General features: G+C 49.4%; 11 protein-coding genes and 1 pseudogene. 5 read left to right on the forward strand and 7 right to left on the reverse strand.

The genetic code is table 11. From position 1 onward, the window contains the following. Positions 1-76 precede the first annotated feature (76 nt). Together C0068_RS07480 and C0068_RS07485 are read left to right on the forward strand one after the other, a co-directional pair. Positions 77-1,639, forward strand: coding sequence for a transposase (locus C0068_RS07480; protein ID WP_103682677.1), 1,563 nt, complete (start codon positions 77-79; stop codon positions 1,637-1,639). A gap of 193 nt (positions 1,640-1,832) precedes the next feature. After that, positions 1,833-2,183, forward strand: coding sequence for a hypothetical protein (locus C0068_RS07485; RefSeq protein WP_103683874.1), 351 nt, complete (start codon positions 1,833-1,835; stop codon positions 2,181-2,183). A 76-nt stretch (positions 2,184-2,259) separates the two neighbouring features. Here C0068_RS07485 and C0068_RS19650 read toward each other — a convergent pair. From C0068_RS19650 to C0068_RS07510, 5 genes and pseudogenes are all read right to left on the reverse strand, one after another. Further along, positions 2,260-2,463, reverse strand: a pseudogene (locus C0068_RS19650) (type II toxin-antitoxin system RelE/ParE family toxin); the annotation flags it as partial. Between the two features lie 89 nt (positions 2,464-2,552). After that, entirely contained in the window at positions 2,553-2,792 is a 240-nt protein-coding gene (locus C0068_RS07495; protein ID WP_103683875.1) for a type II toxin-antitoxin system ParD family antitoxin, read from the reverse strand. A gap of 117 nt (positions 2,793-2,909) precedes the next feature. Next, on the reverse strand, positions 2,910-5,333 hold the full coding sequence (locus tag C0068_RS07500) for an efflux RND transporter permease subunit (RefSeq protein WP_103683876.1): 2,424 nt from the start codon (positions 5,331-5,333) through the stop codon (positions 2,910-2,912). Between the two features lie 14 nt (positions 5,334-5,347). Continuing rightward, a complete protein-coding gene (locus tag C0068_RS07505; protein WP_233208769.1) occupies positions 5,348-6,145 on the reverse strand; it encodes an MlaA family lipoprotein in 798 nt (265 codons plus the stop codon). A gap of 164 nt (positions 6,146-6,309) precedes the next feature. Further along, positions 6,310-7,107: a crotonase/enoyl-CoA hydratase family protein gene (locus C0068_RS07510; RefSeq protein ID WP_103683878.1), complete on the reverse strand. Its 798-nt coding sequence runs from the start codon at positions 7,105-7,107 to the stop codon at positions 6,310-6,312. A 250-nt stretch (positions 7,108-7,357) separates the two neighbouring features. Here C0068_RS07510 and C0068_RS07515 point away from each other — a divergent pair, with 250 nt between their 5' ends. Beyond that, positions 7,358-7,942 carry a TetR/AcrR family transcriptional regulator gene (locus C0068_RS07515; RefSeq protein WP_103683879.1) on the forward strand — a complete coding sequence of 195 codons (585 nt, stop codon included), beginning with the start codon at positions 7,358-7,360 and terminating at the stop codon, positions 7,940-7,942. 110 nt (positions 7,943-8,052) lie between these two features. Here C0068_RS07515 and nirD read toward each other — a convergent pair whose 3' ends face one another. Beyond that, positions 8,053-8,376, reverse strand: a complete 324-nt coding sequence (gene nirD / locus C0068_RS07520; protein WP_103683880.1) for a nitrite reductase small subunit NirD — start codon at positions 8,374-8,376, stop codon at positions 8,053-8,055. Positions 8,377-8,443: 67 nt separating this feature from the next. Continuing rightward, on the reverse strand, positions 8,444-10,993 hold the full coding sequence (gene nirB, locus C0068_RS07525) for a nitrite reductase large subunit NirB (protein WP_103683881.1): 2,550 nt from the start codon (positions 10,991-10,993) through the stop codon (positions 8,444-8,446). A gap of 421 nt (positions 10,994-11,414) precedes the next feature. Between nirB and C0068_RS07535 the strand changes: the two genes are divergently transcribed. Both C0068_RS07535 and C0068_RS07540 read left to right on the forward strand, forming a co-directional pair. Beyond that, positions 11,415-12,887: a NarK family nitrate/nitrite MFS transporter gene (locus C0068_RS07535; RefSeq protein WP_103683917.1), complete on the forward strand. Its 1,473-nt coding sequence runs from the start codon at positions 11,415-11,417 to the stop codon at positions 12,885-12,887. Positions 12,888-12,924: 37 nt separating this feature from the next. Then, positions 12,925-14,637, forward strand: coding sequence for a bifunctional protein-serine/threonine kinase/phosphatase (locus C0068_RS07540; RefSeq protein ID WP_103683883.1), 1,713 nt, complete (start codon positions 12,925-12,927; stop codon positions 14,635-14,637). The last annotated feature ends 315 nt before the right edge of the window (positions 14,638-14,952 follow it).

Genomic DNA, 14,952 nt, shown 5'->3' on the forward strand with positions numbered 1-14,952 from the left:
GCGTTGAGGCTGTAGATTTTCTCTTAAAAACCAGTGTTTTTTGCTAAAATCAGGCATCTGATCAGGGAGTGATGACATGCCCAAGTTCAAGCCTTACAACTACAACCAAGATGCGATGGTTGTGATCAATTTTGCCGAGCAAATTCAGCCTGGTACCTTCGAGTTTACGCTGCACCATCTCATAGAAAATCATATCGATCTGTCAGTCTTCTACGACAAGTACAACAATGACGAAGGTGGTCGCAAGGCCTACGACCCGGCAGTGCTGCTCAAGATTATCCTCTTTGCTTATTCCAAGGGGATCACTTCCAGTCGGGAAATCCAGTGGCAGTGCGAGCACAATATTATCTTTAAGGCGCTGTCCTGCGATTCGGTACCCCACTTCACGCTTATTGCCAGTTTTGTTAGCAACTACCCCGATGCCATTGAAGCGGTGTTTGAGGAGGTTCTGCTGGTCTGTGACCAGCAAGGCTTGCTGGGTTTGGAGTTGCTTGCCATCGACGGGTGCAAAATGTCGTCCAATGCGGCGAAAGAGCACTCAGGTACTTTTGACGAACTCGCACAGAAATCCGCCAAACTCCGCAAACAGATTCAGCACCACATCAAAGAGCATCAGCGCCTGGATGCACGTAAACCCAACGAGAAGGTGCGCCAGCAACGGGCCGAGCAGGCCGCCAATACCCTGTTCAAGCAGTATAAGAAAATCAACGATTTCCTAAAGACAGCAGCCCCAAGGATGGGGCAAGGACAACGGCCAAAGGAAGTAAAAAGTAATATCACCGACAACCAATCCGCCAAAATGCTGACCAGCAAAGGCACGATCCAAGGCTATAACGGAGTAGCCACCGTAGATAAAAAGCACCAGATCATTGTGGATGCCCAAGCCTTTGGCGAAGGTCAGGAGCACCATACACTCAAGCCTGTTCTAGGCAGAGTCGAGAACCGCTTCGAGCGCTTAAACATCAATGCCTCCATCTACGGAAAAGGCTTGGTCATCACCGCTGACACTGGCTTTGCGAATGAAGCCAATAACGAATTCCTGAAGAAGAACCGGATTAACGCCTACATCCCCGACAATCAATTCCGTCAGCGTGATCCAAAATTCAAAGATCAGAAAGCCAAGTACGGGAAGCGCCATCGGGACACAGTGAAAGGCCAGAAGTCAGTCATTCCGGCCAGCGAGTTTACTCTCAATATTACAAAGAAAACCTGCCATTGCCCGACAGGAAAAGAGATGTGGCTGCACAGCGAAGGCACTACCACCGGCGGCAAACTCAAGCTCAGCTTTGAGGGCAGGCTCACCGACTGTCGCCATTGCCCAATTAAGACTGACTGCATGCGCAACCCAGCATCAGCCGATACACGGCATGGCCACGGTCGCCAAGTGGCCTTCACTATTGATAGTGGCAAGACGGCGACAGACTGGATGAAAAAGCGGGTCGACAGTGCCAAGGGCAAACTGATCTACAGTCACCGGATGTCTGTAGTGGAGCCAGTATTTGGTAACATCGGTACCAACAAAGGCTTGAACCGCTTCTCGCTGAGGGGCAAAGACAAGGTTCAAGGACAGTGGCAGTTGTATTGTTTAGTCCACAATATTGAGAAGCTCTCCCGCTATGGTCGAATCGGGTTATATTAGGCGGAACAAGGGCCATTTACAGCTCAAAGTGGTGCCTCAGAACAAAACGAAGCGGCTGATAGAAATCCAAAGGAGCAGGAAGCGTTGTGAAGAAATCCGAAAATAAGCAAGATTTTGAGGCGCGAGGAATCATGCGTTCTGCTAAATCAGAAAATCTACAGCCTCGTTATGTTTTTTAAGCTCTGAGTGAGAAATGGACATCGAATATACAAACTTTGATGGTGATTGGGCTGCTAACTGCCCCTACTGCGGTAAGCCGCAAGTAACCCATCAAGTCGATCTCGGTGAATTTGAAGGTAAAAAATATATCCACCGGCAGCCATGCGAAGAAGAACAATATCAAATACGCAAACGTGCTGTTAAACGAGGGATAGTTAATAGAAGCATTATTTTGGCATATGACATCGTGATGTATATCTGGGGTCTTATACCGTTCAAAGAAGAAATTAAACTTGTATTTAGTACGGTAAAGCACTGCTTAAAAAGCATAAAAGCAGTCCTATATCTTCGTAGTACTAAACCAAAACATAACAAGCGGTTGTAGTTCGCCGCACAGAAAACGTGCGGCTGGGACGGCTTACGCTACGCTCCAGCCGTCCCTAAACCGGGCGTTATGGGTTTTAGAGGTGCCGTTCCACGTCCATACTGTTGTGGAGAATGCGGATCACGACAATCTTGGATTCTGTGCTAGCTCGGTAAAAGATGATATGACTGCCTTGGCTAAACTTTTTGTATCCCGGTTTTATGTCTTCCGCATCGCGGCCAATCTCCGGCTGTCGAGATAGGAGCCTAAAAGCATCATCAAGTTGCTTGAGGTATTTGTCGCGCTGACGCTTTCCTCACTTCTCAGTGGTAAAGCGGCCAATATCAATGATATCTTTTCGATCCGCGGAGGTGAGCGGGAGTGGAGGCATTAGTGAGCTTCGTTGTCCAGTTCGGCAATAACGCTTTCAAGCGAATACTCAGCTATCCCACTTTGCTCGCCCTCATCCAAGAGGCGCCGCAATCTTTCAAGTTTACTCTCAGTCTCTTCAAGCAAGCGCAATCCTGCTCGCACCACTTCGCTCGCGGAGCCATAGCGGCCATTTTTAAGCTGGGCAGCAATGAATTCATCAAAGTGGTGGCCAAGCGTAATGCTGGTATTTCTAGCCATGGGAAGGCTCCTGTACCAAATATTGGTATATTCTGCCAAAACACCCATAACAGGCAAGGCAGGCCGACGACGAAAAGCGGCACGGCTGCCCGCGCCGTTACTTGTGCTTCACGTAAACTACTTGCTCATTTCATCCTGCGTGACTGCATGGTCGTGAATACTGCCCCGTACAAATTTGTGTAGCAACACAGGTAGCAGCGTGAGGTCGGCTACGAGCGCAATAATGATCGCCAAGCCCGTCAGCAGACCAAATAAAACGCTGGGCACAAAATCAGAGAAGCCGAGCAGGGCAAAGCCAATCGCAATAATGACGGAGGTGTAAATTAGTGCGTAGCCCACGCTGTGGTGGCTGCGTTCAATTGCCTTTTCTGCGCTATTGTTTTTGAGTTCCTGTAAGTAGCGGTGGGTGTAGTGGATGGTGTCGTCTACCGCAATCCCCATCGCAATGGCGGCAATCGTCATCGTCATAAAATCTAGCGGAATTCTCAGCCAGCCCATAAAACCCAATACGGCTATCGCAGAAATAATATTGGGAACAATGGCAATGGCGGCAATTTTAAGTGATCGGAAAATTACGCAAAAAGCGATACCTAGGGCAATAAAGACCGCGCCTAAGGTAAGTATTTGCGAGGTAAATAGCTGTTCTAGCATGGCCTGATAGAGCACAAATAAATTGCTTAGCTGGTAGCTGTCGGCAGAAATCCCCAAGGCCTGAATTTTTTTATGAATATCGGCGAGCATGGCACCGCGGTCTAAATTTTCGGTGCTGTCTTTTATTCTTGCGCTTATTCGCAGTTGCGCAGGTGGTTCGATAAAGAAGCTATTAAGTAAATCTTCGCGAATGCTCTTGTCCAAGGTCCAATAAATGGCGGTTAATTCGTACTCGGTTAAGGGCTTGTTATTGTTAATTTGCTTGGCGAGTTGGGTGAAATTGAGTACGGACAGGCGGGTGCCCATTGCCTCAAATTCCCCTAGCGCTTTTTGAATGCGCTGCACGTTTTGAACGTCTTTGGCGCGCAGTACTAGATTCTTGTCTGGTCTGGGTTCTTCTGGTGGGGTGTAAATAATATCCAGCGGTGTTGAGCCGCCGAATTCCTTGTCGATAAAGCTGAGTTCTTTGTGAACTTCGGTGTCATCGCTAAAGTAGTTGATAAAGCTATTCTCAACATCTAGCTGTAGTGAGCCAAATACGCTGGCAGCAAAAAATAAAATGCTAATAATGATAGTGGCGGAACCGTGCTTAATGCAGCCGTTCTGCAGGGCGCCAACGGGTTTTAAAAGAATGGAATTCTCGTGACTGTTCTTGCCCCGTGGGAATAACAGCAGCAAGGCCGGAAACAACAGTAGTGTGCATAGAATAGTGACGGTCATCGCTACAATCATCATCCAGCCGAAAGCCATCACGGGCTCAATTTTGCTGAGTAGCAAGGATGCAAAACCTAGGGAGGTGGTGAAGCCCGCGAAGAAGCAGGGTGCTATTTTGTTTTTTAAGGCGCGTAGTACTAAGTCTCGCTGCTCAAGATCCGGATTGGCTTCGGCATCCTCTCGGTATTGGACAATGAGGTGAATGACGATGGCGAGGCTGAGTATAAGCTGAAGCGATATAAAGTTAGATGAAATGACCGTGGCCTTTAAGCCGAGGAGACCGAAGGCGCCGACAGTGATAAGCAAATTACTCGCGCAGCAAACCACGGTGATAAATACCCAGCTAAAGCGCCGAAACACCGCAAACACAAGTAAGCAAATGACTAGCGCGATCGCGCTTCCAAATATACTTAAATCGTTTTGAATAATATTAATAAGTTGATAGCCGAGTACATGTACTCCGCCGAGGTAAAGGTCTGCCTCATCGCTATAGTCTTTTATGATGCTGCGCAGGCTTTCAATTTCTTGATTGCGAGTCTCCCTTAGAGCTTTTTCTAATGGCGCAGCTTTGGCTTTCAGGCGTTTGAGTTCGGCTTTATCTTCTTTTGATAGCGGGCCCTCTAAACGCTTAGCTTGAATGGCGAGAATGTCTGCGTCGAGATTTTGTAAAATAATATTGGTTTTGAATAGTATTTGAATGCCGGTAGCGGTCTGTTCGTGATTGATTAGCAGGCCGTCATAAATTGGGTGATCTTTGAAGAGACTGCGCAGTTCTGCGGCTGGTAGCTGTAGTTTACTTTGGGTAAAGTCATTCGGATCCATGTCCGCGCTAAGACCCTGCCCAGCTTTGGATAATAGCGGGACATTCATTACCGAACGAACAGATTTAACACGGTTAATCTTCTGTATTTTGGCGCTAATTTCAGCGATGTTTTGCAGGCTTTGCTTTGAGAATATATCTCCGTCTTTGGGGCTATAGGCAATAATCAAAAATTCCTCAGGCGAGAATTTTTGGTTCACTTTTTGGCTTTCAATGAAATCGCGATTGTCTTCTGATATGAGTGTGTCGGCAGAGGCATTTATTTCAAAGCTGCGGCTATGCCATGCAAAAAAACCGACGACTAGCGCAAAAACCAGCAGTATTAATTTGTGACGTGAAAATAGGGCGTCTAGCATGGCTTGGGTCCCAGTTATTTTTCTGTGGTATTGGCTTTTGCTTCGTCGGTTTTGAATTGCTGGTCTCGCAGCAAACCCTGCAAATACATATTGCGAAAAAATAAATAGGGATCATCGCTTTTTGCGCGTAGGGTTTCGTAGCTTTCAGCTTTAGGTGCAAAGCCCTGCGCGGCGTCTGCAGCCATAATAAGGGTGGTGTCGGGTTGCTCGGTAATATAGGGGATGGGGTTTAAAAAATAGTCTGCGACCACGCCGGTGCCGCTGCGAAGGTCGGAGGGGCCGATGAATGGCAATACTAAATAGCTACCGTAGCCGCTGCCGTAATCTGCCAAGGTGTCAGAAAATCCTGTTTCATTTTTTTGTAAATCAAACCATGCGCTGGCGGGGTCAAAAATACCGGCGATGCCAACGGTGGTATTTATCAGAAAGCGCGCTGTTGTTGTGCCGGCCTTGCTCGGCTCCCATTGCAGCAGGTGATTGATGATGTGAATAGGCGCCTTGATATTGGCAAAGACATTGCTCACCCCCGTTCGCACCGGCTGCGGCGCGATGTAGTTATAGGTTTTAGCAACGGGAATCAGGACGTAGCGATAGCTAAAATCATTAAATGCAAACATGGCGCGATTAAAGCCCATTAACGGGTCTTTATATTCGCTCTCCTCGTAGCTGACAACGGTGATTTCGTCTTCGCTAAGGGTGTTGTCTGCACTGCTAGTTGCGTGGTTGGATTCGCTGTCTTGGCTTGCCGCACAGCCGCTATTGCTGAGTATTGCCAGTAAGAATATAGCGCGCAGCAATACGTGTACGGGCAATTGAAATACTCCGCTGGAGCGTGAAGGCCGTGCTGAGTGTTGAAATATAAATGGCATCCATTCACCTAATTTATGTCGTTTTCACCGGCAATCTCGGTTTGCTAGCGCCAATGTTTAGAAGGGCGGAGGTGGGTTTCGTTCCCCTGCGTTGTTTTAGCTGGCTGCTATGTGTCTTGATGTTCACTCCTGCCATGACGGCCAGCGCCTTGCTCAAAGCGCTTGGCACCAGTGACGGTTTCGCCGCTGGATAAGGTCTCCATTCCCCAGTTGAACTCATTGCGAATGGCCGCCGCTTCATCCATTCCCCATTGCTGGTAGGCGCTGCGGCGGTCGTTGCGCAGGCATTGTCGTGGCTGAGCGGCAATCTGCAGTGCTAGTGCTTCGGCGCTACTATGAAGTTGTTCTGGCGGTACTAGACGATTTGCCAAGCCGATAGCAAATGCCTCTGAGGCCTCAACAGGGCGGCCGGTGAGAATCATATCCATTGCCCGGCTCATGCCGATAAGGCGGGGCAGGCGCACGGTGCCACCGTCGATAAGTGGCACGCCAAAGCGACGGCAGAATACCCCGAAGATGGCGCGGTCGGTCGCTACGCGCATATCGCACCACAGAGCCAGCTCTAAGCCTCCGGCAACGCAGTAGCCGTCGATGGCGGCAATAACGGGCTTGCTTAATTCCATTCGGCTTGGGCCCATAGGCCCGATACCGTCGCGGTTTAAGGGGTTGCGGCGCTCGGGGTCTTCGCTGGCAACCGCTTTTAAGTCTGCGCCCGCGCAAAAATTGTGTTCTGCACCGCTTAAAATGGCGACGGCGAGCTCTGGGTCGGCGTCGAAATCGCTGAAGGCCTTGGCCAATGCGTGGGCCGTTTTGCCGTCGACGGCATTGCGAACTGCGGGGCGGTTAATTGTTACCCAGAGTAGGGGCGGTCTTCGGTCTATTGTTATGTTGATGGCGGCAGACATAAGGTTTTACCTTCTGTTTTGGACGGCTAAGATTTTGGTATAGCATTAAGTGTGGCACTTTTTTGGTGCTTATGTCGTATATTGCGAGTTAGGGTTTACCATAGCGCATTGCACTAAATGGCTTAGTGTTAGTCCTAGTGTGCGAGCCCCGCGAGCTTTTAGCGGTGGCTATGTATACGACGAGATAATTAAACGGATTTTTCATCGATTTTCGGCCCATGCGAAAACCGATACAGCAAGGGATACAGGCATGGCCAGACCCAGAGTAAGAGAAAAAATATTAGATGCGGCATACAGCCTGTTACAGCGTGATGGCATTGCAGCAATGACCACGCGGCATATTGCTGTGTGCGCGGGCACGACAGAAGCGAGTGTGTTCAATAATTTTGGCGATAAAGCGGGGCTGCTTTACGCCTTGGTGGGGGAGCGTTTACCAGAAGTGCAGGCGGTAAAATTAGCAATTAATGCCGAGCTGCAAGGTGATATGAGTGCATGGTTGCGAAGCGTGTACGAACACGCCGAGCTATTTTATAGCGCCATTATTCCGCTGACCGCACCGCTTTGGGGGCGCGAGGAGTTTTTAGACAATGCCATGGCTGGCGAGCGCCATCCCATGCATGGCTTGCTTGTCGTCCGTCTGCGCGAACTTCAAAGCGATGGCATATTGGCGTCAAGCCTAGACGCCAAGGCGCTGGCAGTCGTGCTGTTGGGGGCTGCCTTACACAATAGTTTTAATGTGGTCGCACACGGCAGTGCCGCTCTAAATGAAAAGGTTGCGGAAAGATCTGTTCGGATAGTGGCGAGCTTGCTGCCCTTATTTACGGCTGCAGATTAGTAGGTGCTTGTAGCAAAGCTTGCGTTTAAAAAAGCCGGCACCACCGAAGTGGTAGCCGGACGAGGGGGAGACTAGGGTTAAACCCGACGTTTCGCGTCGTTGTATTTGGTTTAATGGCTTATGCGGATCTGTACCGAATCGCCTTCGGTGCGCGCCTCGTAGGAGGCGATAGATACGCTGTCATCTTCCAGGCATTTACCTGCTTCAAGACTAAAGTGTTGTTTATAAATAGGTGAGGCGACCACCAAGGTGCCTTGAATACTGCACACAATGCCACGCGACAAGACATTGGCATTGCTGAAGGGGTCTTTATTTGCAAGGGCGTATACCGTGTCGTTAACGCGAAATATGGCTACTTGGGTTTCGTCTACTAAGGCGGCGACGCCAGTATTTGGCAATATGTCATCGAGCTTGCAAATGGTTGTCCACGACATGGGGTAATCCTCTTTCTGTTCAGTGCTGGCCGGCCACCTATATGGCCGGCATCTATATTAAGCTCGTTTAAGCAACCGCGATTAAATCGGTGTCGGCGATTTTTTCCGCTTCGGTTGCAGGGCGAATTTGACCGCGCTCCTGGATGAAGACAATTTCCTTGTCGCTCTTGTCGGCATTCACAAAGCTGCGGAATTGCTTCACTTTCTCTGGGTTCTCGACGGTGGTTTTCCATTCGCACTGATAGGTGTTCACTACGTGTTCCATTTCAGCTTCAAGATCAGCGCAAATTCCTAGTGAGTCGTCGATAATGACTTTACGCAGATAATCTAAGCCGCCTTCGAGGTTTTCCATCCATACGGAGGTGCGCTGTAGGCGGTCTGCGGTGCGCACATAAAACATCAGGAAGCGGTCGATGTACTTGACCATTGTTTCGGTGTCGATATCTGAGGCAAATAGATCTGCATGGCGTGGCTTCATGCCGCCGTTGCCACATAGATACAGATTCCAGCCTTTTTCTGTGGCGATAACGCCCACGTCTTTGCTCTGTGCCTCGGCGCATTCACGGGTACAACCAGATACCGCCATTTTTAGTTTGTGCGGTGAGCGCAAACCTTTGTATCGGTTTTCTAGGTCGATGGCTTTGCCAACGCTGTCTTGGACACCGTAGCGGCACCATGTGGAGCCAACACAGGACTTAACAGTACGAAGGGATTTTCCGTAGGCGTGGCCAGATTCAAAGCCGGCGCTGATCAGCTCTTCCCATATACGCGGCAGTTGGTCGAGGGTGGCGCCGAATAAATCAACCCGCTGACCACCGGTGATTTTGGTGTAGAGATTGTACTTTTTGGCAACTTGACCAACTGCAATTAAGCCGTCAGGCGTCACTTCACCGCCGGCCATGCGCGGCACCACTGAGTAGGTGCCGTTCTTTTGCATATTGGCGAGGAAGCGGTCGTTGGTGTCTTGTAATCCAGCGTGCTTGGGTTCGAGTATGTAATCGTTCCAGCATGAGGCCAGAATCGACGCGGCGGTAGGTTTACAAATCTCACAGCCGTGACCGCTGCCGTGTTTTTCAAGCAGTTCGTCAAAGGATTTAATTTTACCAACCCGCACCAAGTGGTAGATCTCTTGGCGGGTGTAAGGAAAGTGTTCACAGAGGTCGGTGTTAACCTCAACGCCCATTTTAGTCAGCTCGGCATTAAGCACTTGGCCAACCAATGCAGTACAACCGCCGCAGGTGGTGGCTGCTTTGGTGCAGGCTTTTAGGTCGCCGACGGTCATGGCGCCGCCTTGAACAGCAGCGCAAAGGTCGCCCTTGCTCACATTATTACAAGAACAAATTTGCGCAACATCTGGCAGTGCATCTACACCAAGACCAGCACCCGCGCTGCCATCCAAACTTGGCAAAATCATACTTTCTGGGTGTTCGGGCAGGGTGATCTTGTTCAGGGCAAATTGCAGCAGGGTGCCGTAGTCATTAGCTTCACCAATTAATACTGCGCCCAGCAGGTGCTGACCGTCATTGGTGACAACGATTTTTTTGTAGACCTCGGCCTGCTCGTCAATAAAGGTGTAGCACTTTGCGCCTGGGGTCGTTGAATGGGCGTCGCCAATCGAGGCAACATCTACGCCCATCAGTTTGAGCTTGGTGCTCATATCTGCACCGGTAAAGGCTTTTTCTTCAATGCCACCTAATACGTGGTCGGCGGCAACTCGGGCCATGTCCCAACCCGGTGCAATAAGGCCGTAAATACGGCCGCCCCATAGGGCGCACTCACCAATTGCATAAATTGCGGGGTCAGAGGTTTGGCAGCTGTCATTAATTACAATACCGCCGCGCTCACCAACCTCAAGCTCGCATTGGCGGGCCAGTGCATCTTGAGGGCGAATACCTGCAGAGAATACGAGTATGTCGGTTTCTAGTTCGGCACCGTCGGCAAATTGCAGTTTATGAACACACTCTTCACCGTCGATGATTTGCTGGGTGTTTTTCTGGGTGTGTACCGATACCCCTAAATCTTCAATTTTACGGCGTAAAAGTGCGCCGCCGCCTTCATCTACCTGTACAGCCATCAGGCGAGGCGCAAATTCGATAACGTGGGTTTTTAAACCTAAATCCTTTATTGCCTTGGCTGCTTCAAGGCCGAGTAGGCCACCGCCGACAACGGCTCCGACTTTGGCATTCGCCGCTGCTGCGGTTATGGCCTCAAGGTCTTCGATGGTGCGGTATACAAAGCAGTTTTTACGGTCATGGCCAGGCACTGGTGGTACAAAGGGAAATGAACCGGTAGAAAGTATGAGTTTGTCGTATGCGTACTGTTGGCCTTTATCGGTGGTGGCGATTTTAGCGTCGCGATCAATCCCAACGACTTTTTCGTTGCTTAGCGCGGTGATGCCGTTATCTTGGTAAAAGCCTTCTTTTACCATGTTCAATGACGCTGCTTCGCGGGTTTCGAACCATGCGGTTAGGTGCACCCGATCATAGGCGTGACGAGGTTCTTCGCCAATCACGGTAATGTCGAATTGATCAGACTGACCGCTCTCGACAATAGATTCGATAAATTGATGGCCTACAGGGCCGTTACCAACGATAAGCAGGCGTTGTTTGTCAGTCATGTTTACATCCTTTAATACTTGCGCATGCTTTGGTCTTTACCGCAGCAGTTTAGCGGGTGTGGATACTATCTGTAGTGGTAAAAGCAAAAGCTGTGCCACTGTTTGGTTCATTATTTAAGGTATTGATTTTTAAGTAAAAATAGTTTGTGTTGCGCTTTGTTGGGGCGGGGTTTGCGCAAAAACTCGATGTGGCTTGGGGTTTGGTGGGGCGCAGTGTATTAAAACGGTGCACAAATATCCTAGTGATGGAGGGGTTTCTATGATGCTTTTTGGTGCGTTTTGCTTTGCCGTGTGTTGCGGATATAAAAATAATTCAATTAAAACAATATCTTAGGTCATTGATTGGGTGGCTAATTTCTTGCTTGGCACAGGGATTGCTGAAGGGCTGTTAGAAACCTTTCCGTTGCTATTGGAGCTGTTGATGTCTTCCTCAACCTTGAATGTGCTTGATCTCAAGCAAGATAAAATTCGATTACTACATCTTAGTTGGTTTGCCTTTTTTCTGACTTTTGTTGTGTGGTTTAACTTTGCGCCGATGTTGTCGGCAATTAAAGAAGCCTTTGATCTGAGCACGCAACAGGTTAAAGCACTGATGATATTGAACGTGGCTTTGACAATTCCGGCGCGGGTCATAGTGGGTATGTTGGTTGACCGCTTTGGGCCGCGTATCGTCTTTAGTGCATTGTTAATTTCGGGCGGCTTGGTGTGTGTGGCCTTCGCGATGGCGAATAGCTACGAGATGATTGCACTGCTTCGCTTCTTAATGGGCTTTATTGGTGCCGGTTTCGTTATTGGTATTCGACTGGTTGGTGAGTGGTTCCCCGCTCGCCAAGTTGGCCTAGCAGAAGGTGTGTATGGTGGCTGGGGTAACTTTGGCTCAGCGGCGGCGGCAATGAGCTTGCCGACTCTGGCACTGTTTTATGGTGGAGAAAACGGTTGGCGCTATGCGATTGCTACCACGGGCGCGCTTGCTTTTGCTTACGGCTTTTTCTTTTACTGGCGCGCTCGCAACACTCCCAAGGGTTCTACCTACTTTAAACCGAAAAAATCTGGTGGTTTGGTGGTGAGTAGTAAGCGCGATCTCGTTTTTTATATTGCCATGTGTGTGCCTATGTATTTGGCATTGGCGGTACTCACCTGGAAGTTGTCACCGGTAAATTTAGGTTTATTGAGTGAGTTTGCCTCTATCGCTCTGTATGTGGTGTTGGTGGTGCTATTTGTAGTGCAGGTGAGTCAGATTTTGCGGGTAAACAGCGATGTGCTGAACAATGTGCCGACGCCGCCTATGCAGCAGTACAAGTTTAAACAAGTCGCCATTTTGAATGTTGCTTATTTTGTTACCTTCGGCTCTGAGCTTGCAGTGGTGTCTATGTTGCCGCTCTTCTTTATGGAAACCTTTACTTTAAGCGCTGTTGCGGCGGGTATGTTGGCGTCTGGTTTCGCCTTTATGAACTTGGCGGCACGCCCAGGTGGTGGTTATTTGTCGGATAAATTTGGCCGTCGCAAATCACTGTCTATTTTAGTTGCGGGTTTGGCGGTAGGTTACATGGTGTTGAGTCAGATTGATTCTGCATGGCCGGTAGCTTTGGCGGTGGTTGCCACCATGTGCTGCTCATTCTTTGTGCAGGCTGGCGAAGGTGCGGTATTTGCCATTGTGCCACTCGTTAAGCGCAGTATGACTGGGCAGATTGCAGGTATGACTGGCGCCTACGGTAATGTTGGGGCAGTAATATTTCTAACCGTGTTGTCTTTTGTGAGTACGGCGAACTTCTTTATGGTAATTGCGGCCTGCGCTGCGGTAGTGTTTGTTGCGGTACAGTTTATGGAAGAGCCTCAAGGTCACACTGCAGAATTAAATGATGACGGCAGTGTTGCCCTGATAGAAGTAAGTTAAAGTGCATTTATAAAAACTCGTTTCTGGAATTTATCCGATGCACTTTGATGGCGGCTTAAAATTGTCGATTGCCCAGCACAGCAGTGCTGGGCAAAAATCCGTTAACGAAGACAGTCTTGGCATTCGGGTGCCAGATGACGACCAACTTACCACCAAGGGTGCGGTGGCAGTTATTGCCGATGGCGTGTCCGCCGCAGAGGCGGGTAAAGAGGCTGCAGAAACCTGTGTAACGGGGTTCTTGAGTGATTATTTTTCAACGCCAGACTCTTGGTCGGTAAAGCGTTCTGCTCAGCAGGTATTAAATGCCTTGAACCGTTGGTTGTACGGTCAGGGGCAGCATTATTTGCAAGCCGAAAAAGGCTATGTTTCCACCTTAAGTATTGCCATATTTAAATCGCAAACGGCGCATATATTCCATGTTGGCGATAGCAGAATATATCGTTTAAGAGATGGATTTCTTGAGCAACTAACCCGCGATCACGCTATGCCGATTGGTCGAGGTCAGTCCTATCTCACCCGTGCAATGGGTTTAGATATTAATTTAGATGTGGATTACCGCGCCGCCGATGTCGCCGTTGGCGACGTGTTTTTATTGAGCACAGACGGCATTCACGACGTGCTGAGCAATGCGCAGATGCAGGCCATTATCAGCGGCAATGAGCTAGATCACGCAGCACAATGTTTGCTCGACGAAGCTTTGGCCGCCGGTAGCGATGATAATGTAAGTTGCCAGTTGCTCAGGGTAGATGCTCTGCCCCTTGAAGACGCCGGGGATGTCTACAGAAAATTAACCGCGCTACCTTTCCCGCCGCCGCTGAGTGTAGGCATGGTGTTGGACGGCCTGGTGATTGAGTCTGAAATTCACGCCAGCCCCCGCAGTCAGCTTTATCAGGTTTATGACGCAAGCGCAGATCGCCATTATGTGATGAAGACGCCGTCGCAAAATTTTAATGACGATCCAGCCTATATCGAGCGCTTTATTTTAGAGAGTTGGATTGGTCGGCGTATTAATAGTGAATACGTTATCGACGTTGTGGAGCCGCCTAAAGCGCCCAGTTGCCTATATTATTTGTCTGATTACTGCTCTGGCTTAACCTTGGGGCAGTGGATGGTAAAGAACCCCAAGCCGACAACTCAGGCGATGTTGGAGCTGATTTTACCTGCGGCCAAGGGCCTGCAGGCCATGCATCGGCGTGACACCTTTCATCAAGATGTTAAGCCAGATAATATATTAGTTGGTGACGACGGCGGGGTTAAAATCATCGATTTTGGTTCTTGCTATGTCGCGGGTTTAGCTGAAATAGCCGTGCCAATTGAGCGCGACAAGGTGCTTGGTACGGCGCAATACTCAGCGCCCGAGCATGTGTTGGGGCGTCGTCCTAGCGCTAAGGCGGATCAATTTTCGTTGGCGGTGATTGTGTTTGAGATGTTGACTGGGCAGCAGCCCTATCAGGATCGATTACAGAATTGCACAACGACGGCGGCGTTTTCCCGCTTGGAGTATGTGTCTGCCTGCCACTACAACCCCCATGTGCCGCTGTGGCTGGATGCTGCCTTGAGTCGCGCACTCAGCATTAGCCCCGAACTGCGTTACAACGATGTGTCTGAGTTTGTGTATGATCTGGAGCATCCCAATCCAGAATATATGAAGAATGAGTTCCAGCCGCTACTCACCCGTAATCCGGTCCGAACCTGGCAGGGCATATCGCTATTCCTGTTTGTGTGTTTGCTGTGGAGCCTGATGCGTTAGCGCCGCGAATGTACCGAGACGCCATAGTTTTCGTCTAGATGTTGACTGCACATTATAAAAAATAGTGTCTTTGTGGTGCGTTCCTGAACCCGCATGTAATTATTTTGTGTACTAGGCTGGTGCGTTTGCGAGCTATTTGGGCGTAATGCATCCCTCTATTTTGATTTCAAACGTTGCTGGCGGGGCCAATTTTGTGCCCTAGGCCACATTTTTCCTGATTTACCAAACCGAAGCCCTGTTTAATCTCAAAAAAATACCAGGACTAAATTTCTTTGGCGCGCCTCTTGCAAAGTCATGTCTGAAAGCAGGGATTTT

This window comes from Zhongshania marina, assembly GCF_002915595.1.
Lineage (GTDB): Bacteria > Pseudomonadota > Gammaproteobacteria > Pseudomonadales > Spongiibacteraceae > Spongiibacter > Spongiibacter marinus_B.

Coding starts and splice junctions, on each gene's coding strand:
- C0068_RS07510 (WP_103683878.1), bottom strand. CDS start 7,107: ATGTCTGCCGCCATCAACATAACAATAGACCGAAGACCGCCCCTACTC.
- C0068_RS07535 (WP_103683917.1), top strand. CDS start 11,415: ATGTCTTCCTCAACCTTGAATGTGCTTGATCTCAAGCAAGATAAAATT.
- C0068_RS07495 (WP_103683875.1), bottom strand. CDS start 2,792: ATGGCTAGAAATACCAGCATTACGCTTGGCCACCACTTTGATGAATTC.
- nirB (WP_103683881.1), bottom strand. CDS start 10,993: ATGACTGACAAACAACGCCTGCTTATCGTTGGTAACGGCCCTGTAGGC.
- C0068_RS07500 (WP_103683876.1), bottom strand. CDS start 5,333: ATGCTAGACGCCCTATTTTCACGTCACAAATTAATACTGCTGGTTTTT.
- C0068_RS07485 (WP_103683874.1), top strand. CDS start 1,833: ATGGACATCGAATATACAAACTTTGATGGTGATTGGGCTGCTAACTGC.
- C0068_RS07480 (WP_103682677.1), top strand. CDS start 77: ATGCCCAAGTTCAAGCCTTACAACTACAACCAAGATGCGATGGTTGTG.
- nirD (WP_103683880.1), bottom strand. CDS start 8,376: ATGTCGTGGACAACCATTTGCAAGCTCGATGACATATTGCCAAATACT.
- C0068_RS07540 (WP_103683883.1), top strand. CDS start 12,925: ATGCACTTTGATGGCGGCTTAAAATTGTCGATTGCCCAGCACAGCAGT.
- C0068_RS07515 (WP_103683879.1), top strand. CDS start 7,358: ATGGCCAGACCCAGAGTAAGAGAAAAAATATTAGATGCGGCATACAGC.